Origin of the sequence: Streptomyces sp. CC0208 (assembly GCF_003443735.1) — a bacterium.
Taxonomy (GTDB): domain Bacteria; phylum Actinomycetota; class Actinomycetes; order Streptomycetales; family Streptomycetaceae; genus Streptomyces; species Streptomyces sviceus.
The window spans coordinates 4,413,412-4,431,325 of sequence record NZ_CP031969.1; the positions used below are offsets into that span (position 1 = coordinate 4,413,412).

At 67.5% G+C, this 17,914-nt stretch carries 17 protein-coding genes, 1 tRNA gene and 1 pseudogene; 10 read left to right on the plus strand and 9 right to left on the minus strand.

Features of this window, described 5'->3' with window-relative positions:
* Positions 1-230: 230 nt before the first annotated feature.
* Positions 231-1,163: a phosphoribosylglycinamide synthetase gene (locus D1369_RS20205; RefSeq protein ID WP_237557645.1), complete on the minus strand. Its 933-nt coding sequence runs from the start codon at positions 1,161-1,163 to the stop codon at positions 231-233.
* Positions 1,164-1,517: 354 nt separating this feature from the next.
* Here D1369_RS20205 and D1369_RS20210 point away from each other — a divergent pair, with 354 nt between their 5' ends.
* Both D1369_RS20210 and D1369_RS20215 read left to right on the plus strand, forming a co-directional pair.
* Positions 1,518-2,066, plus strand: a complete 549-nt coding sequence (locus D1369_RS20210; RefSeq protein WP_007383316.1) for a DUF1062 domain-containing protein — start codon at positions 1,518-1,520, stop codon at positions 2,064-2,066.
* Positions 2,067-2,094: 28 nt separating this feature from the next.
* Positions 2,095-2,835, plus strand: coding sequence for a VOC family protein (locus D1369_RS20215; protein WP_007383315.1), 741 nt, complete (start codon positions 2,095-2,097; stop codon positions 2,833-2,835).
* Positions 2,836-2,871: 36 nt separating this feature from the next.
* On the opposite strand, the pseudogene D1369_RS43920 reads toward D1369_RS20215, so the two are convergent.
* Both D1369_RS43920 and D1369_RS20225 read right to left on the minus strand, forming a co-directional pair.
* Positions 2,872-2,961 (minus strand): annotated as a pseudogene (locus tag D1369_RS43920) (VOC family protein); the annotation flags it as partial.
* A gap of 170 nt (positions 2,962-3,131) precedes the next feature.
* A tRNA-Leu gene (locus D1369_RS20225) sits at positions 3,132-3,218 on the minus strand.
* 477 nt (positions 3,219-3,695) lie between these two features.
* Here D1369_RS20225 and D1369_RS20230 point away from each other — a divergent pair.
* The 7 genes from D1369_RS20230 to D1369_RS20265 all read left to right on the plus strand — a co-directional run bounded on the left by D1369_RS20230 (position 3,696) and on the right by D1369_RS20265 (position 13,117).
* Complete coding sequence (locus D1369_RS20230) at positions 3,696-4,583, plus strand: DUF3662 and FHA domain-containing protein (protein WP_118082557.1); 888 nt, start codon at positions 3,696-3,698, stop codon at positions 4,581-4,583.
* Between the two features lie 10 nt (positions 4,584-4,593).
* On the plus strand, positions 4,594-5,106 hold the full coding sequence (locus tag D1369_RS20235; RefSeq protein ID WP_007383314.1) for an FHA domain-containing protein: 513 nt from the start codon (positions 4,594-4,596) through the stop codon (positions 5,104-5,106).
* A 98-nt stretch (positions 5,107-5,204) separates the two neighbouring features.
* Entirely contained in the window at positions 5,205-6,770 is a 1,566-nt protein-coding gene (locus D1369_RS20240) for a Stp1/IreP family PP2C-type Ser/Thr phosphatase (protein WP_037903464.1), read from the plus strand.
* A gap of 27 nt (positions 6,771-6,797) precedes the next feature.
* Positions 6,798-8,252: an FtsW/RodA/SpoVE family cell cycle protein gene (locus D1369_RS20245; RefSeq protein WP_007383312.1), complete on the plus strand. Its 1,455-nt coding sequence runs from the start codon at positions 6,798-6,800 to the stop codon at positions 8,250-8,252.
* Positions 8,249-9,721: a penicillin-binding protein 2 gene (locus tag D1369_RS20250; RefSeq protein WP_007383311.1), complete on the plus strand. Its 1,473-nt coding sequence runs from the start codon at positions 8,249-8,251 to the stop codon at positions 9,719-9,721. The genes D1369_RS20245 and D1369_RS20250 overlap by 4 nt, the downstream gene beginning before the upstream one ends.
* 169 nt (positions 9,722-9,890) lie before the next feature.
* Positions 9,891-11,882 carry a Stk1 family PASTA domain-containing Ser/Thr kinase gene (pknB, locus tag D1369_RS20260; protein ID WP_007383310.1) on the plus strand — a complete coding sequence of 664 codons (1,992 nt, stop codon included), beginning with the start codon at positions 9,891-9,893 and terminating at the stop codon, positions 11,880-11,882.
* A gap of 179 nt (positions 11,883-12,061) precedes the next feature.
* Positions 12,062-13,117: a restriction endonuclease gene (locus D1369_RS20265; protein WP_237557644.1), complete on the plus strand. Its 1,056-nt coding sequence runs from the start codon at positions 12,062-12,064 to the stop codon at positions 13,115-13,117.
* A 66-nt stretch (positions 13,118-13,183) separates the two neighbouring features.
* Here the strand turns inward: D1369_RS20265 and D1369_RS20270 are convergent, their stop codons facing one another.
* The 6 genes from D1369_RS20270 to D1369_RS20295 are packed head-to-tail and all read right to left on the minus strand — an operon-like array spanning position 13,184 to position 17,470.
* Entirely contained in the window at positions 13,184-13,921 is a 738-nt protein-coding gene (locus D1369_RS20270) for a class E sortase (protein WP_007383308.1), read from the minus strand.
* 13 nt (positions 13,922-13,934) lie between these two features.
* Positions 13,935-15,128 (minus strand): class E sortase, encoded by a 1,194-nt coding sequence (locus D1369_RS20275; protein ID WP_007383307.1) that lies wholly within the window; start codon positions 15,126-15,128, stop codon positions 13,935-13,937.
* Positions 15,125-15,763: an aminodeoxychorismate/anthranilate synthase component II gene (locus D1369_RS20280; RefSeq protein WP_007383306.1), complete on the minus strand. Its 639-nt coding sequence runs from the start codon at positions 15,761-15,763 to the stop codon at positions 15,125-15,127. The genes D1369_RS20275 and D1369_RS20280 overlap by 4 nt, the downstream gene beginning before the upstream one ends.
* Positions 15,760-15,921 (minus strand): hypothetical protein, encoded by a 162-nt coding sequence (locus D1369_RS20285; protein ID WP_020119471.1) that lies wholly within the window; start codon positions 15,919-15,921, stop codon positions 15,760-15,762. Before D1369_RS20285 ends, D1369_RS20280 begins: the two co-directional genes overlap by 4 nt.
* Before the next feature lie 52 nt (positions 15,922-15,973).
* Positions 15,974-16,663: a class E sortase gene (locus D1369_RS20290; protein ID WP_037900771.1), complete on the minus strand. Its 690-nt coding sequence runs from the start codon at positions 16,661-16,663 to the stop codon at positions 15,974-15,976.
* Between the two features lie 27 nt (positions 16,664-16,690).
* Positions 16,691-17,470 carry a DUF881 domain-containing protein gene (locus D1369_RS20295; RefSeq protein WP_007383303.1) on the minus strand — a complete coding sequence of 260 codons (780 nt, stop codon included), beginning with the start codon at positions 17,468-17,470 and terminating at the stop codon, positions 16,691-16,693.
* 140 nt (positions 17,471-17,610) lie between these two features.
* Here D1369_RS20295 and crgA point away from each other — a divergent pair, with 140 nt between their 5' ends.
* Entirely contained in the window at positions 17,611-17,865 is a 255-nt protein-coding gene (gene crgA / locus D1369_RS20300) for a cell division protein CrgA (protein ID WP_007383302.1), read from the plus strand.
* Positions 17,866-17,914 lie beyond the last annotated feature (49 nt).

A 17,914-nucleotide genomic window follows, 5' to 3' on the forward strand; every position in this document is an offset into this window, starting at 1 on the left:
GTTGATCGATATCAGGTCGCCGCCGCTACGCACCTCCAGAGAACCCAGAACGGCGAATTCCGGCCTCGGACTTGTCTCGTCTTCACTATTTTTGGATGTCGCGGCCCGCACCTTGCCCTCCCCCGTCAGCGATGAGATGGGACACACGTCACCGGGAGCGTAGATCATCTCGCGCAGTACGTGCACCAGGCCGCTACATTCAGAAGGAAAACATGACTACCTTGTGTGCGTCATGGGGTGGCCGCCCGGATGTCGGTCACCAGGTCCTGTCGGGCCTTGGCGACTCGTTCGCGGGTGACCTCCGGGGTGTCCCCCTCGACGACCACGTAGGCGCGCCGGGCGTGTGGGTCGCCGATCGGCGCGACCCGGTCGCCGACGGTGTACGGGAAGCGGGCTCCACGGACCCACGGGGTCACGGCAATGTCCTCCGTGCCGGTGTACGTCTCCAGCCGCCCCTCGGGCAGCAGGAAGAAACCGACCTCCGCGTACCGGGAAGCCTTCGGCACGACCGGACGGCTGCCCTGGAGACCCCTGAAGACCGCCGCCTCCAGGTCGAACCCGCGCGCAATCTCGAAGAGCAGGGGGATGCGGTCGGTCCCGGGGTGCGCTCGGCAGGACACGATCCGCGGCCCGTGGGGCAGCAACGCCACCTGCGTGTGGGCCGGGCCGGAACGGTATCCGCTCTCCGTCAGCCGCTCCTCGACCAGTGCCCCGATGATCTTTTGCTCGTCGTCGGTCAACGGCGCCGGGTGGAGGTATCCCGTCACGAAGAAGTGCGGTGGCCCGGTGGTGCGTTGAGCCGTCATTCCCAGTACGTGGTGGGAACCGTTCACCGTCAGTGTCTCGACGCCCACCCTGGGAGCCTCTGCCGGGACCCGGTCGTCCCCTTCACCGGCCCACAGCAGTTCGTACACCGCCGGAGGGTTGGGAGACAGTCCCAGCCGCCATGCCTCCCGGACCACCGGCAGGACGGAGCTGCCATGTCCGCAGTGCAGAACGGCGTCGATGCCATGGCTCTGCGCGGTGCGCGAGATGGTCGCGCGCAAGCTGGTCTCATCGTCGAAATCGGTGGCCAGCAGCTGTTCGGAGAACTCCTCGATGCGCGGTGCGAAGTCGGCCTCAATCAGCGACGGATCCCATACCGACCAGATGTGGAACCCCAACTCGGCTCCTTTTCGCACGAGTTGGTGACCAGGCATCACCAGGAGCAGTCTGAACTGCGGGCTTCTTGGGGAGTCTGCACACATACGCGCCACTGTGCAATGCGGTCTTCCCGCCCCGTTCCCCTTCCCTTCCCCACCGGGTGACCTCGGCCGCCGACGGCTCGACGCCGTACCGCGGCGGAGGAAGGTCAACGCACTGCGTACTGACGGGTAAACCTGTCGTGGACGCGCAGGGCGCCGGACGTCCGTAACGTCCGTCATGCCTGCCGGCGTACGACCGACGCAGGTCACCCCGAGTCCACCGGTGACTCCCCTTTTCTGCTGCGGACTTCTCGCTGAAACAGGTGTGCTTCTGTGCTCGAAAACTGGGTGGTCAAACCTGTCTGTCTGCCGCTCATCCGCCGTCGTTGCCACGTGTGCTCGTCCGACAGCTTCCGGACAAGCGGTAAATTTCGCATCAACGCGAACCACAAAGTGCTCGACGTCTGGCTCCTCGCGCTCTGTACGGCCTGCGGGGAGACCACGAAGATCACGGTCATGGAGCGGATGAACGTGCGATCCGTACGTCCCGAACTGCTGGACCGACTCCATGACAACGACTCCGGCCTGGCAGCTGAGCTGCTCCAGGATCCGGTCATGCGGCGCCGCAATCGCATCGACCTCGACTGGGCGGACGCCTGGCGCCTCGACACCGAAGGATCGGGCCACGTGGACCGCGAGGTGGTCGACGTCTCCGTCCGCTTCGCGGCGCGGATACCCGTCCGACCGGCGCGACTGATCGCTGAGGGCTGCGGCCTTTCGCGGGCCGAGGTCGAGAAACTGATCACGGACGGGAAGCTCGTTTCGACGGTCCGGCTGAGCGGCAAGGTCTCCGACGACTTCACCTTCACTCTCAAGCGCTGAGCCCGCAGTGGTAGCTAGCATCACCGGCATGGCGCTGCGACCTGCTCACGTGATCATCAAGGCACTCGCCCCCGCGGCGGTCGGCGAGTTCTGGGCGGAGGCGCTCGACTGGCACGCCTACCACCCCGGCGTGACCACCTACGTCGGACCTGCCGGTGGCCTGGTCTGGCCGGACCCGGTGGTCGTCGGCATCGATGTCGTTCCTGTCCCGGAAGCCAAGACGACGGAAAAGAACCGTGTGCACCTCGATCTCGCCACCCGCTCCGTGGACCATCAGGCGGAACTGGTCGCACGGCTGAAGGCTCTCGGCGCGACGCCCGCCGACGTGGGTCAGGTCGACGTGCCGTGGACGGTACTTGCCGACCCGGAGGGCAACGAGTTCTGTGTGCTTGAGCCCCGGAAGATGTATCGGGACACCGGGCCGATCGCCGCGGTGGTGGTCGACTGCCTGGATCCCCGGGCCATGGCCCGGTTCTGGGGCGAGGCGATGGACTGGACCTCGCACGAGGTGACCGACGAGCACGCGGTGCTGCGCTCCGCCAAGGATGTCGGCCCGTACTTCAGATTCCTCCGCACGCCCGACGCGAAGACCGTGCCGGACCGCGTCCATCTCGACCTGCTTCCTTACCCTGGAGACGACAAGGAAGCGGAGGTTGCCCGGCTGCGGAACCTCGGCGCCGGCGACCTCGACGTCGGCCAGGGAGACGTCCCGTGGACGTGCCTGACAGATCCCGAGGGCCACGAGTTCTGCGTTCTCGCGCTGTCCTGACGCGGCGGTCACCGACCAGGTCGTCGCCTTACCCGGTTACTGGCGCCGTCGGCCGAGGATGCAGAACTCATTGCCTTCGGGGTCTGCCAACACGACCCACGACTGCTCACCCTGGCCGATGTCGACATCAGAAAAGACCGAGCCCGATGAGTGAGACTGGCCACACTTCGACAGCCCACTAAAGATCAACAATCACAAAGGTCGACTGCCCTGCCCGGGCATAGCGAAACGGGCCCATCGTGATCACGATGGGCCCGTTTCGTCGGTGCAACCAGAGCACTTTCGTCGGTGCTCCGTGGTGCGCGAGGGGGGAGTTGAACCCCCACGCCCTTTCGGGCACTGGAACCTGAATCCAGCGCGTCTGCCTATTCCGCCACCCGCGCATTGGGTGTGTCCTCGGGCTCCTCGCCTTGCGGTGCGGCGCCTTCCGACACGCAGAACATTAGCACGCTGGAGGGGGTGGGTTCACATCCCATATCCGCGGGCAGCCGCCCACCAGCGGCTTCGGAAGCGGGCCACCGAACGGGGTGCCGTCGGCCACGTATCAACCTCGTACCGGTTCACGTATCAACCTCGTACCGGTAGCGCCCGTCTCCCCAGGAGCAGGTAGGGGTCCACAGTCAGGTGCGGGACACTGGTCTGCGGCCGCCTCTACGATCCTTGACGAAGGAGCGCACAGCGGAGTTCGGCTGCGGAGTTCGAAGTGGAGCTCCACAGGGAACTTCGGAGGCGTCGACACCCGTCGACCGTGCCGACAGGGGGAACCAGCCGATTCACCGGCGCGTGGATACGATCAGTAAGCAGTACCAGGTAAGCAGCAGGCGCAGTACCCAGGACGGCAAGGACGGAGGAGGTGCCTCATGGGAGTCCTGAAGAAGTTCGAGCAGCGTCTCGAAGGTCTGGTCAACGGCACCTTCGCCAAGGTGTTCAAGTCCGAGGTCCAGCCCGTGGAGATCGCGGGCGCGCTCCAGCGGGAGTGCGACAACAACGCGACCATCTGGAACCGCGACCGCACGGTCGTACCCAATGACTTCATCGTGGAGCTGAGCACGCCGGACTTCGAGCGGCTCAGCCCCTACTCGGGCCAGCTCGGCGACGAGCTCGCCGGCATGGTGAGCGACTACGCCAAGCAGCAGCGCTACACCTTCATGGGCCCGATCAAGGTCAACCTGGAGAAGGCGGACGACCTCGACACCGGTCTGTACCGGGTGCGCAGCCGTACGCTCGCCTCCTCCACCAACCAGCAGGCCCCCGGCCCCGCGGCCCCGGCCGGCCGGGGCGGCGCACCGGCGTCCGGCCCCGGCGGCTACGGCTACCCGCCGGCCGCTCCGGCAGGCGCCCCGCCCATGCCCGCCGCCCCGCCTCCCGGCGGCCGTGGCGCCCCGGGCGGCTACGGCTATCCACAGTCGGCCCAGGGCCAGCGCCCCGGCGCCGGCGGCCCGGTCGGCGCGCCCGCGCCGGGCTCCCGTACCCGCCACTGGATCGAGATCAACGGCGCCCGCCATCAGATCTCCCGCGCCACGCTGGTGCTGGGCCGCAGCACCGAAGCCGACGTGCGGATCGACGACCCCGGCGTCTCGCGCCGGCACTGTGAGATCCGGACCGGAACGCCCTCGACGATCCAGGATCTCGGGTCCACCAACGGCATCGTGGTGGACGGGCAGCACACCACCCGCGCTACGCTCCGCGACGGCTCGCGGATCGTCGTGGGCAGTACCACCATCATTTACCGGCAAGCCGAAGGGTGAAGCGGGGGCAATGTCAGAGCTGACCCTGACGGTCATGCGGCTGGGTTTCCTGGCCGTACTGTGGCTGTTCGTGATCGTGGCCGTTCAGGTCATCCGCAGCGACCTGTTCGGTACGCGCGTCACCCAGCGCGGCGCGCGCCGGGAGGCCGGCCGGGCCCAGCAGGCCCAGCGGCAGGCGCCTCCGCAGCAGCGCCAGCAGCCGGCCGCCGGGGGCCGGCAGCGCCGTAACGCACCCACCAAGCTCGTCGTGTCCGAGGGCACCCTCACCGGCACCACCGTCGCGCTCCAGGGCCAGACCATCACGCTGGGCCGGGCGCACGACAGCACCATCGTGCTGGACGACGACTACGCCTCCAGCCGCCATGCCAGGATCTACCCGGACCGCGACGGTCAGTGGATCGTCGAGGACCTTGGCTCCACCAACGGCACGTATCTCGACCGAACGCGGCTGACGACCCCGACACCGGTTCCGCTGGGCGCAGCGATCCGCATCGGCAAGACCGTCATCGAGCTGCGGAAGTAGTGCTACATCATGAATAGGCGCGAGCGGAGCGAGCACGCGGTGTGGGCCCCCACCCCGGGCCCCGGCGCGCTCCCGACCGGAGGGTGGGCACCGTGCGGATGTACCCGGAGCCGACAGGCGAGGTGCGCATGAGTCTGTCACTGCGCTTCGCCGCCGGATCGCACAAAGGCATGATCCGGGAGGGCAACGAGGACTCCGGATACGCCGGGCCCCGCCTGCTCGCCATCGCCGACGGCATGGGCGGCGCCGCCGCCGGCGAGGTCGCCTCCTCCGAGGCCATCTCCACCATCGTCGCCCTCGACGACGACGTCCCCGGCTCCGACGTCCTCACCTCGCTCGGCGTGGCCGTCCAGCGCGCCAACGACCAGCTGCGCTCCATGGTCGAGGACGACCCCCAGCTCGAAGGCATGGGGACCACCCTGACCGCCCTGCTGTGGACGGGCCAGCGGCTCGGCCTCGTGCACGTCGGCGACTCGCGCGCGTACCTGCTGCGCGACGGTGTCCTCACGCAGATCACGCAGGACCACACCTGGGTGCAGCGCCTGGTCGACGAGGGCCGCATCACCGAGGAAGAGGCCACCACCCACCCCCAACGCTCCCTGCTGATGCGGGCGTTGGGCAGCGGCGAACACGTCGAGCCCGACCTCTCCATCCGCGAGGTCCGCGCCGGCGACCGCTACCTGATCTGCTCCGACGGCCTCTCCGGCGTGGTCTCCCACCAGACCCTGGAAGACACCCTCGCCAGCTATCAGGGCCCCCAGGAGACCGTGCAGGAGCTCATCCAGCTCGCGCTGCGCGGCGGCGGCCCCGACAACATCACGGTGATCGTGGCCGACGTCCTGGACCTGGACACCGGGGACACCCTCGCCGGGCAGCTCTCCGACACCCCGGTCGTGGTCGGCGCGGTCGCCGAGAACCAGCACCAGCTGCACGACAACGGCATCATGCAGACCCCCGCGGGCCGCGCCTCCGGGCTCGGCCGCCAGGGCCACGGGCAGGGCGGGGGCGGCGACTTCGGGCCGTCCAACCCCTCCGACACCACCGGCTACGTCCCCGCGGGCAGCTTCGGCGACTACTCCGACGACGACTTCGTCAAGCCCCGCAAGGGCCGCAAGTGGCTGAAGAGATCCTTCTACTCGGTCCTCGCGCTCGCCGTCATCGGCGGTGGCCTCTACGGCGGCTGGCGCTGGACGCAGACCCAGTACTACGTCGGCGTCAACGACGAACACGTGGCGCTGTACCGCGGCATCAGCCAGGACCTGGCGTGGGTCTCGCTCTCGAAGGTGTCCAAGGACCACCCCGAGATCGAACTCAAGTACCTGCCGCCGTACCAGCAGAAGTCGGTCGAGGGCACCATCGCCGAGGGCGACCTGAAGACGGCCCAGAAGAAGATCGACGAACTGGGCGTCCAGGCCTCCGCGTGCAAGAAGCAGGCCCAGGCGCAGGCCGCGGAGAGCAAGAAGAACTCCAAGACGGGCGAGGGCCAGGCCGGCGGCACCACGGGAACCACTCGGTCCTCCCTGACGTCAAAGGCCACACCGACCCCGACGAGCACGTCCTCCCCGTCCCCGAGCGCTTCCGCATCCCCGACGCCCACTCCCACCCCCGGCCCCACTCTCTCGGACGAGGAGAAGCAGGTCGTCGGGAACTGCGGAACGCAGTAGGCAAGCCGTGAGAGGCCCTGGCACACGATGAGCAGCAGTACTTCGAACACGTCGACGCACCACACGTCCACGATCGGCGCGATCGGCGCTCCCAGCCGTCGCAACACCGAGCTGGCGCTGCTGGTGTTCGCCGTCCTCATCCCGGTCTTCGCCTACGCCAACGTGGGCCTGGCCATCAACGACCAGGTCCCGGCCGGGCTGTTGAGCTACGGCCTGGGCCTCGGTCTCCTGGCCGGCGTCGCCCATCTCGTCGTACGCAAGTTCGCCCCGTACGCGGACCCGCTGATGCTGCCGCTGGCCACCCTGCTCAACGGCCTCGGACTCGTCGCCATCTGGCGCCTCGACCAGTCCAAGCTGCTCCAGCAACTCCATGTCGCCGGCGGCAAGGCCACCAACCAGCTGATCTACACGGCGATGGGCATCGCCCTGTTCGCCGTCGTCCTGGTCTTCCTCAAGGACCACCGGGTCCTGCAGCGCTACACCTACATCTCCATGGTCGGCGCGCTGGTCCTGCTGCTCCTCCCGCTGGTCCCGGGCCTCGGCGCCAACATCACCTACGGCGCCAAGATCTGGATCCAGGTCGGCAGCTTCACCATCCAGCCCGGTGAGTTCGCCAAGATCGTGCTCGCGGTGTTCTTCGCCGGCTACCTCATGGTCAAGCGCGACGCCCTGGCCCTCGCCAGCCGCCGCTTCATGGGCCTCTACCTGCCGCGCGGCCGCGACCTCGGTCCGATCATCGTCGTCTGGATGATCTCGATCCTCATCCTCGTGTTCGAGACCGACCTCGGTACCTCGCTGCTGTTCTTCGGAATGTTCATCATCATGCTGTACGTCGCCACCGAGCGGACCAGCTGGATCGTCTTCGGTCTGCTGATGTCCGCCGCCGGTGCCGTCGGCGTGGCCAGCTTCGAGCCGCACGTCCAGACCCGTGTCCAGGCCTGGCTCGACCCGATGCGCGAGTACACGCTGAGCCGCAACCCGAACGGCGACGGCATGGTCCACTCCGAACAGGCCATGCAGGCCCTGTGGGCCTTCGGCTCCGGCGGCACCCTCGGCACCGGCTGGGGCCAGGGCCACTCCGAGCTGATCCGCTTCGCCGCCAACTCCGACTTCATCCTCGCCACCTTCGGCGAGGAACTGGGCCTGGCCGGCCTCATGGCGATCCTGCTGATCTACGGCCTGATCGTGGAGCGCGGCGTCCGCACCGCCCTCGCCGCCCGCGACCCCTTCGGCAAGCTCCTCGCCATCGGCCTGTCCGGCGCCTTCGCGCTCCAGGTCTTCGTGGTGGCCGGCGGTGTGATGGGCCTGATCCCGCTCACCGGTATGACGATGCCCTTCCTGGCCTACGGCGGCTCCTCCGTCATCGCCAACTGGGCCCTCATCGGCATCCTGATCAGAATCAGCGACACCGCACGCCGCCCGGCGCCCGCCCCCGCCCCCAGCCCCGACGCCGAGATGACCCAGGTGGTCCGCCCGTCATGAACAAGCCCCTGCGCCGGATCGCGATCTTCTGCGGTCTCCTGGTCCTGGCCCTGCTCATCCGCGACAACTGGCTCCAGTACGTCAAGGCCGACAGCCTCCGGGAGGACCCGGACAACCGCCGTGTGCTCATCGCGCGGTATGCCACGCCCCGCGGCGACATCATCGTCGACGGCAAGGCCATCACCGGGCACGCCGAGACCACGTCGGGCGACTTCAAGTACAAGCGCACCTACAAGGACGGCGCGATGTGGGCGCCCGTCACGGGCTTCGTCTCGCAGGCCTACGGCGCCACCCAGCTGGAGTCCATCGAGGACGGCATCCTCACCGGCACCGACGACCGGCTCTTCTTCCGCAACACCCTCGACATGCTCACCGGCAAGCCGAAGGAGGGCGGCAACGTCGTCACCACCCTCAGCGCCGCCGCGCAGAAGGCCGCCTACGACGGTCTGAAGAAGCAGGGCGGCAAGGGCGCGGTCGCCGCCATCGAGCCCTCCACCGGCAAGATCCTGGCGCTGGCCTCCTACCCGTCGTACGACCCCTCCACGATCGCCGGCGGCAGCGACTCCGACGCCGAGGCCTGGAAGAAGATCGACAAGAAGAACAACCCCGACGACCCCTCGCTCAACCGGGCGCTGCGCGAGGTCTACCCGCCCGGCTCGACCTTCAAGGTCGTCACCGCGGCCGCCGCGCTGGAGAACGGCCTGTACAAGTCGGCCGACGAGCAGACAGACTCCCCGCTGCCGTGGACCATGCCGGGCACCACGACCCAGCTGAAGAACGAGGGCAACATCCCCTGCAAGAACGCCACCATGCGGGTCGCCCTCCAGTACTCCTGCAACACCGTCTTCGGCAAGATCGGCTCCGACCTCGAGAACGCGAAGATGCTCGAAGAGGCCAAGAAGTTCGGCTTCACCGAGGAGCAGTTCACACCGGTCCGCTCCAGCGCGTCGGTCTTCTCCGACGACATGAACAAGTCGCAGACCGCGCTGTCCTCCATCGGCCAGTACAACACCGCCGCGACGCCGCTCCAGATGGCCATGGTCGCCTCCGCCGTCGCCAACAACGGCACCCTGATGAAGCCGTACATGGTCGACTCCCTCCAGGCCCCGAACGTGGACACCCTGGAGAAGACCGAGCCGGAGAAGATGAGCGAGCCGCTGTCCCCGGAGAACGCCCAGATCCTCCAGTCGATGATGGAGACGGTCGTCCAGAAGGGCACCGGCACGACGGCCCAGATCCAGGGCGTCACCGTCGGCGGCAAGACCGGTACCGCCCAGCACGGCGAGAACAACAGCAAGAACCCGTACGCCTGGTTCATCTCGTACGCCAAGGTCGGCGACAGCGCCCCGGTCGCGGTCGCGGTGGTCGTCCAGGACGACAACGCGGTCCGCGAGAACATCTCCGGCAGCGGTCTCGCGGCGCCCATCGCCAAGAGCGTCATGGAGGCGGTCATCGACTCCAAGAAGTGACCCCGCTCACGTCGCCTTCACATCGGTGCACGTTGCGATACCGGTCCTGTATCGGGTGACGCACTTGGCCAGGTCACACAAAGCTAGCCGGGTACGGTAGGCCCGGAGTGCAGCCTCCGACCGCACACACGTGCCGGTCGGGACCGACGGAGAGGGCTGGTAGGAAGCTATGGAAGAGCCGCGTCGCCTCGGCGGCCGGTACGAGCTGGGCCAGGTGCTCGGCCGTGGTGGCATGGCGGAGGTCTACCTCGCCATGGACACGCGCCTCGGCCGCACGGTGGCGGTGAAGACGCTGCGCGCGGACCTCGCACGCGATCCGTCCTTCCAGGCCCGGTTCCGCCGGGAGGCCCAGTCGGCCGCCTCGCTCAACCATCCCGCGATCGTGGCGGTCTACGACACGGGCGAGGACTACATCGACGGGGTCTCGATCCCGTACATCGTCATGGAGTACGTCGACGGCTCCACGCTCCGCGAGCTGCTGCACTCCGGCCGCAAGCTGCTGCCGGAGCGCTCCCTGGAGATGACCATCGGGATCCTCCAGGCGCTGGAGTACTCGCACCGCAGCGGGATCGTCCACCGGGACATCAAGCCGGCCAACGTCATGCTCACGCGCAACGGCCAGGTCAAGGTCATGGACTTCGGCATCGCCCGCGCCATGGGCGACTCCGGCATGACCATGACCCAGACGTCCGCGGTGATCGGCACCGCCCAGTACCTCTCCCCTGAGCAGGCCAAGGGCGAGCAGGTCGACGCGAGGTCCGACCTCTACTCCACCGGCTGTCTCCTCTACGAGCTGCTGACGGTCCGGCCGCCCTTCGTGGGTGACTCCCCGGTGGCCGTCGCGTACCAGCACGTACGCGAGGAGGCGCAGCCCCCGTCGGTCTTCGACCCCGAGATCACGCCCGAGATGGACGCCATCGTCCTGCGGGCCCTGGTCAAGGACCCGAACTACCGCTACCAGTCGGCCGACGAGATGCGCGCCGACATCGAGGCCTGCCTCGACGGCCAGCCGGTCGCGGCCACCTCGGCGATGGGCTCGGTCGGCTACGGCGGCTACCCGGACGACCAGGCGACCACGGCCCTGCGCTCCGACGCCGGCGCCACCACCATGCTGCCCCCCATGAGCCCGGACGACGGCGGCTTCGGCTACGACGACCGCCCCGACCGGCGCCGCCAGAAGAAGTCGAACACCTCGACGATCCTGCTCGTGGTGGCGGGCATCCTGGTGCTCGTCGGCGCGATCCTGATCGGCAAGTGGATCTTCAGCGGCGGCGGCGCGGGCAACGACCAGGTCACCGTGCCGAACCTCGTCAACCAGAAGCAGGACGACGCCACCAGACAACTGGGCAACGTCGACCTGAAGCTCGGCGAGGTCACGCAGAAACCGTGCGAGAACACGGCCAAGGGCAACGTCTGCGAGCAGAACCCGACCGGCGGCACCAAGGTCGACAAGAACTCCACCGTCAGCATCGTGGTGTCCACCGGGGCACCCAAGGTGGCCGTCCCCAGTGTCCTCGGCCTGGACGTCGACAAGGCCACGGAGACACTGCAGGACGACCAGTACCAGTTCGTCGTCAAGACCAAGAAGCAGGTGTCCACCGAGGAGCCGGGCACCGTCCTGGACCAGGACCCGAGACTGGGCGCGGAGGTGGAGAAGGGTTCCACCGTCACCCTCACCATCGCCAAGGCCGAGGCGAAGTCCACGGTCCCGAACGTCGTCGACCGGTCCTGTGATGAGGCCAGGGCGCAGATGCAGGCGAACAACCTCGTCGGCAACTGCACCGAGGTCGAGACCGATGACACCAACAAGATCAACAAGGTCATCTCGACCACACCGCAAGCCGGCACCCAGGTCGACAAGAACTCGTCGGTCAACATCCAGATCGGCAAGCCGAAGGACAAGACCGAGGTCCCGGACGTCAGGGGCCGCACGGTCGCCCAGGCCAAGCAGATCCTCAACAACGCCGGCTTCACGAACATCCAGTTCGCGAACGGCAGCGACCAGAGCGACACCGCGCTCGTGGCCCAGCAGGACCCGGGCGGGGGCAGCGAGGTCGACAACCCGGGCGGCACCCAGATCAACCTCACCACGGTGAGCGTCGGCAACGGCAACAACGGCGGCAACAACGGCGGAGGCTTCTTCGGAGGCGGGACCGGCTAGCCGCACGCACCACTCCGTCCAGAGACGAAGCCCCGCCGCCCCTCACAGGGCGACGGGGCTTCGTCATGGCGACCCGCGCCCGTCCGTCGGCGTGTTCGCATACCGATCGTGTCTTCCTATATGCCGACTCGTTGATCCATTCGGGTGGGGTGCCGAAGCTCTGCCCTGGCCATGGAGCCATGCCTCCACCGGAAGGGCAGAACATGATCAACGAATCGGCGCTGCTGGAATCCCAGAGCCTGCGCAACAGCGTCCTGGAACGCACGGACGTACTCGACAGGGTCAAGGCACTGTCACTGCTGCCGGACGGGATGCATGTGACTACGGCGATGGTGGCGACGTACTTCGGCGTAGGTCTCGAAGCGATCAAATCGCTCGTCAAGGATCATCGGACAGAGCTGGAGGCGAACGGCTACCAGCTGCTGGCCGGCGAAGAACTGAGGTCCTTCAAGAACCTCAGTGGCCTCCAGTCACACACGCGCTCCCTCGCCATCTTCTCCCGCCGAGCCGTCCTCAACGTCGCCATGCTCCTCCGCGACAGCGAAGTCGCACGTCAGGTGCGTATGTACCTCCTGGACATGGAGTACCTGGCCCGCACCCAGCCTGTGGATAACCCCGTCCACAGGGAAACCGTCTCCCTCGACGACCGCATCGACCAACGCATCACCCACATCCTCGGCAAGACCGTCGTACCGATGTTCAACGCCCTGATCGAAACATCAGGCGAGCACCGCAAGGAACTGATCGCCCTGCGCGCAGGAGTCCAGCGCATCGAACGACGTCTCCACCAGCACCACACCCGCCTGCAACGACTCGAAGGCGTACGGGACGACCGGCCCACCGTCGGCGTCATGGCCGCCATGGACGCCATGAACGGCCGCAGGTTCGAGCACCACATCGCCAAACTGCTGCACCGGGACGGCTGCACCGACGTCGTCGTACAGGGCGGTCGCGGGGACCGGGGTGTCGACATCATCGGTCTCACTGCCGCCGGACAACGGCTCGTCGTGCAGTGCAAGAGGTTCGCGCCCTACCTCAACATCACCAGCCCGGAGGTCCAGAAGTTCGTCGGAGCGGCGAAGGTTCTCCACAACGCGGATGTGGCCCTCTACGTGGCGACCTGCCCCTTCACCCCTGAGGCCCTGAGCATCGCCGCCGAGACCGGGATCACCGTCGTACACCGTGGGCTGCTGGAGGAGTGGAGCGCCGGGGAACCGCTGGAAGTCCTGGAGTAGGCACGGCCCCGACGCAAAGAGGCCCGAAGCCGCAAGAGCAAGTTGCGGCTTCGGGCCTCCGTCATGCTAGGTCAGTTCCTTCGGCGGCGTCCGCTCGTTGTCCACCTTCTCGGTGCGGACCAGTTCTCCCCACACCACGTACCGGTACCGCGAGGTATACACCGGCGTGCACGTCGTCAGCGTGATGTAGTGGCCGGCCTTCTTCTTGCCGGACTCCTTGGGGATCCGGCCGAGCACCTTGACGTTGTACTTCGAGGTCTCGGGCAGGACGGCGTAGACCTTGTAGACGTACCACTCGTCCTTGGTCTCGAAGACGATCGGGTCGCCCTTCTTGACCTTGTCGATGTTGTGGAACTTCGCGCCGTGGCCGTCCCGGTGGGCGGCGAGGGCGAAGTTGCCGCTCTTGCCGCTGGTGGGGAGCGTGGCCTTGACGGGGTCGGTGTAGTAGCCGGCGACGCCATCGTTGAGGATCTTCGTCGAGGTGCCCTTCTCGACCAGGACCTCGCCGTTCCTCATCGCGGGGACGTGCAGGAAGCCGATGCCGTTCTTGGTGTCCAGCGCACCGGGACCGCCCGTGGTCCGCTCGGTCCAGGCGTCACGCACCTTGTCTGCCTGTTTGTCCGCCGCGCGGTCGGCGACGACGTTCGTCCACCACAGCGAGTAGACGACGAACAGGCCGAGCACCAGGCCTGCGGTGATGAGGAGTTCACCGAAGAAGCTGACCGCCATGGCGATCCGGCCGGTGCCGCGGCGGCGCGGCGCGGGGCTGCCGGTGTTCTGCTCTTGCTCTGTGGTCGCTGCCACTGATCATCTGCCCTTACTGGACGAGCGCATCCGGCTTGCCCTTGCTGCGCGGCCGTTCCTCGACCATCTTGCCCCAGACGATCAAGCGGTACTTGCTGGTGAACTCCGGCGTGCAGGTGGTGAGGGTGATGTAGCGGCCGGCGGTGGTGAATCCGGATCCCTTCGGGACGGGGTCGATCACGCTCGTGTTGCTCGGAGACGTCACCGGCAGCGTCGACGTCATCTTGTAGACGAAGTACTCGTCCTGCGTCTCGACGACGATCGCGTCACCGGGGCTGAGCTTGTTGATGTAACGGAAGGGCTCGCCATGCGTGTTGCGATGCCCCGCGAGAGCGAAGTTGCCGGTCTTCGCGTCGGGCATCGCCGTCTTCAGCGCGCCCTCGCTGTAGTGGCCGACCATGCCCTTGTCGAGGACCTTCTTGTTGCTGACGCCCTCCGCTATCGGCACGACGACATCCAGCTTCGGGATGTGCAGCAGGGCGAATCCCTGGCCCGGCTCGAAGGTGCCCGGGGCACCCTTCCCGCTCGCCCAGTCGTTCTGGAGGCTGCTCGCCTCCTTGTCCGCCTGTGCGTGCGCCCGGACGTTGGTCCACCACAGCTGGTAGCTGACGAACAGCAGCATCAGCACGCCGGTGGTGATGAACACCTCACCGATCGCCCGGCTCGCGACGACGGCCGCGCCGGGTTTGCGTGCCTTCGCCTGTCTGCGGGCCTCGACGCGGGAGAGCGGCCTGCCGTCCGGCGACTCCTGGTCCGACTGCGCTTCGGGTGCGGCTCCGCCGCCATGGCGCCCATGACGGCCCTTGGCGGCCTTTCTCCGGGCCGCACGGCCCCCCTGTGGGGATCCAGTGGCGGATGTGACGGAAGAGGCCGTGGAGGCGGATATGGAGGGGGGAGGCGGATCGGGTATCCGAAGCGCCACCGTCTCGTCGTCGGCCGGCGGCACATACGGCGCCGACGCCTGGCGGTCCGACGCCCCGCCGTCCGACGCCCGGCCTTCCGACACCCCGCCGGGCGGCTGCTCGGTGTACTGCCCCTCTGCGTAGGAACTCTCGGCGTACGGCTCCTCGCCGTAGGGACTCTCGGCGTACGGCTCCTCGGCGTAGGAAGCACCGCCGAAGGAGTGCCCTGCGTAGGGATCGCCGCCGTAGGACTCGTACGACGCGTCGCCGTACAAGTCCTCGCGCTCGGGGCGCAGGGCCGTCACGCCGTGGCCCTGCCCACCACCGGGGCGAGCCCCGCCGACCTCGCCACCGCGCCCTGGTCCCCGCACTCCACCAGCCAGTTGGCCAGCATCAGGTGACCGTGTTCCGTCAACACCGACTCGGGGTGGAACTGCACACCCTCGACCGGGAGTTCACGGTGCCGCAACCCCATGACGATCCCGTCGTGCGTCCGCGCGGTGACCTCCAGCTCGGCCGGAACCGTCGCCGGCTCGGCGGCCAGCGAGTGGTACCGGGTCGCCGTGAAGGGAGTGGGCAGCCCAGCGAAGACCCCGCGGCCCTCGTGCTCCACCAGCGACGTCTTGCCGTGCAGCAGCTCGGGAGCGCGGTCCACCACACCGCCGTACGCCACCTGCATCGACTGCATGCCCAGGCAGACACCGAAGACCGGCACCCCGGTCGCAGCACAGTGGCGCACCATCTCGATGCAGACCCCGGCCTCCTCCGGAGTACCGGGGCCGGGCGAGAGCAGAACGCCGTCGAAACCGTCCTGGGCGTGCGCCGTCGACACCTCGTCGTTGCGCAGCACCTCGCACTCCGCGCCCAGCTGATACAGGTACTGGACCAGGTTGAAGACGAAGCTGTCGTAGTTGTCGACAACGAGAATGCGCGCGCTCACTGGTTGTCCACCGTCACATCGTTGAAGGGCAGCAGCGGTTCGGCCCACGGGAACACGTACTGGAACAGGACGTACACCACAGCAACGACCAGCATGAGTGAGAGCAGCGCCTTCACCCATGCGCTGCCCGGCAGATGCCGCCAGATCCAGCCGTACATGCCGTCCCTTCCGTCGCACCACGGCACCACACACACGCCGTACCGCACCAGACTAACGGCGCAGGGCAACAGGCTTGCCGTCCTCCACAGGCTGTGTGGAGTCCAGGTGTGCCCAGACGATCAGCCGGTGACTGTGTCCCCACTCCGGATCGCACGTGGTCAGCGTGAGATAGCGGCCAGGCCGCGTGTACCCGGATTTACGTGGCACAGGATCGATCACCTCAATGTCGGAGGGCACGGTTTTGTATGGCCCTTTGTCGATCCGATACGTGAACCAGGTCGTTCCGTCGGTCAGCACGACCGCGTCACCGCGCCGCAGCCGCGGGAAGTCCTTGAAGGGATCGCCGTAGGTCCGCCGGTGCCCGGCGACCGAGAAGTTGCCCGGCTGCCCGAGCTGCGCGGTGTTCGCGTAGTGGCCGAGGCCCTTCTTCAGGGTCCGGACCTGGGTGCCTTCGAGCACGGGCTTGTTCCACGTGAAACCGAGCCGGGGAATGTACATGATCGCGAAGGGCTTCCCGCTCCGGTACGGCGCCGGCCGCGCGGGCGAGGCGGACGCGCCGGCCGTCACCTTGGGCTCCTGCACGCTCCCCTTGGCCCACTGGTTCTGTAACTGGTCGATCTGGTCGTCCATGACGGTGTCGGCCTTCACACCAGTCCAGAACAGCACATAGGCGACGAACAACACGATCAGGGCGCCGGCGGTGATGCACAGCTCGCTGACGGTCCGGACGACGACACGCACCGGCGGCTCCAGGGACTCACACCGTGCTCACTCCACGGGCTTGGCGTACTGCAGATCCACTGTGCCCGAGTAGCCGGGAAGAGTCACCGTGCCGTCGTCGGCGACATTCCAGCCGAGGCCGTAGACGTTGACGTAGACCATGTAGTTCTGGATCGCCTTGGAGTCCGCGAGCGCCTGCTTCAGCCGGCCGGGGTCCCCGACCGCCTGGATCTTGTACGGCGGCGAGTAGACGCGGCCCTGGAGGATCAGGGTGTTGCCGACGCAGCGCACGGCACTGGTGGAGATCAGCCGCTGGTCCATGACCTTGATGCCCCGGGCACCGCCCTTCCACAGGGCGTTGACCACGGCCTGGAGGTCCTGCTGGTGGATGACCAGGTAGTCGGGCTGCGGCTCGGGGTAGCCGGGGAGCTTGGCGGTGGCGTTCGGCGGGGCGTCGTCGAGCGTGACCGTGACCGCCTTCCCCTTGAGCTTCCGGGTGCCCGCCCGGTCCTCCAGGGCGGCGAGCTTGTCGTCCTCGGCCTTGGTGCTGCCGTCGTCGCGCTCGGCGAGCGACTCGACGTCCCGGCGCAGCGAGCCGTTCGACTCGTCGAGCACGCCGTTGTTGCGGCTGCGCTCCTGGATGAGGTCCGAGAGCTTGAGCATGGAGGCGTCCGTGCGGATGTCGGTGCCCTTGGCCGTTTGGAAACTCGTGAAGAAAATGAGTCCCGCGAGAGCGAAGACGGCCACGGTGAGCACCCGCACCGGCCGGAAACCTCGCCTGCGGACAGGACTGGATCCGGACTGGGGGGAGTCGGCAGAATTGCTCAACGTACCCTTATCTCCTTCGGCGCCGCGGACGCACTACGCTAACGGACGCCCGGGGGAGCGCTAAGAGTCCCCTTGTACGCTGCCCGGAGCCCGACCAGTTACCTGCGCGGCCACGCAGCGCATCGACAGGAGAGACCCTCGTGCCGAAGTCACGTATCCGCAAGAAGGCCGACTACACGCCGCCCCCGGCGAAGCAGGCGACCGCCATCAAACTGAACAGCCGCGCCTGGGTCGCCCCGGTGATGCTGGCCATGTTCCTCATCGGGCTCGCCTGGATCGTCGTCTTCTATGTGACCGACGGCTCCCTGCCCATCGACGCCCTGGACAACTGGAACATCGTGGTGGGCTTCGGTTTCATCGCCGCCGGATTCGCCGTCTCCACCCAGTGGAAGTAGCTCTCCCCAGGGGTATCCGCTGAGTTATCCACAGCCTGGAGCAATTTCC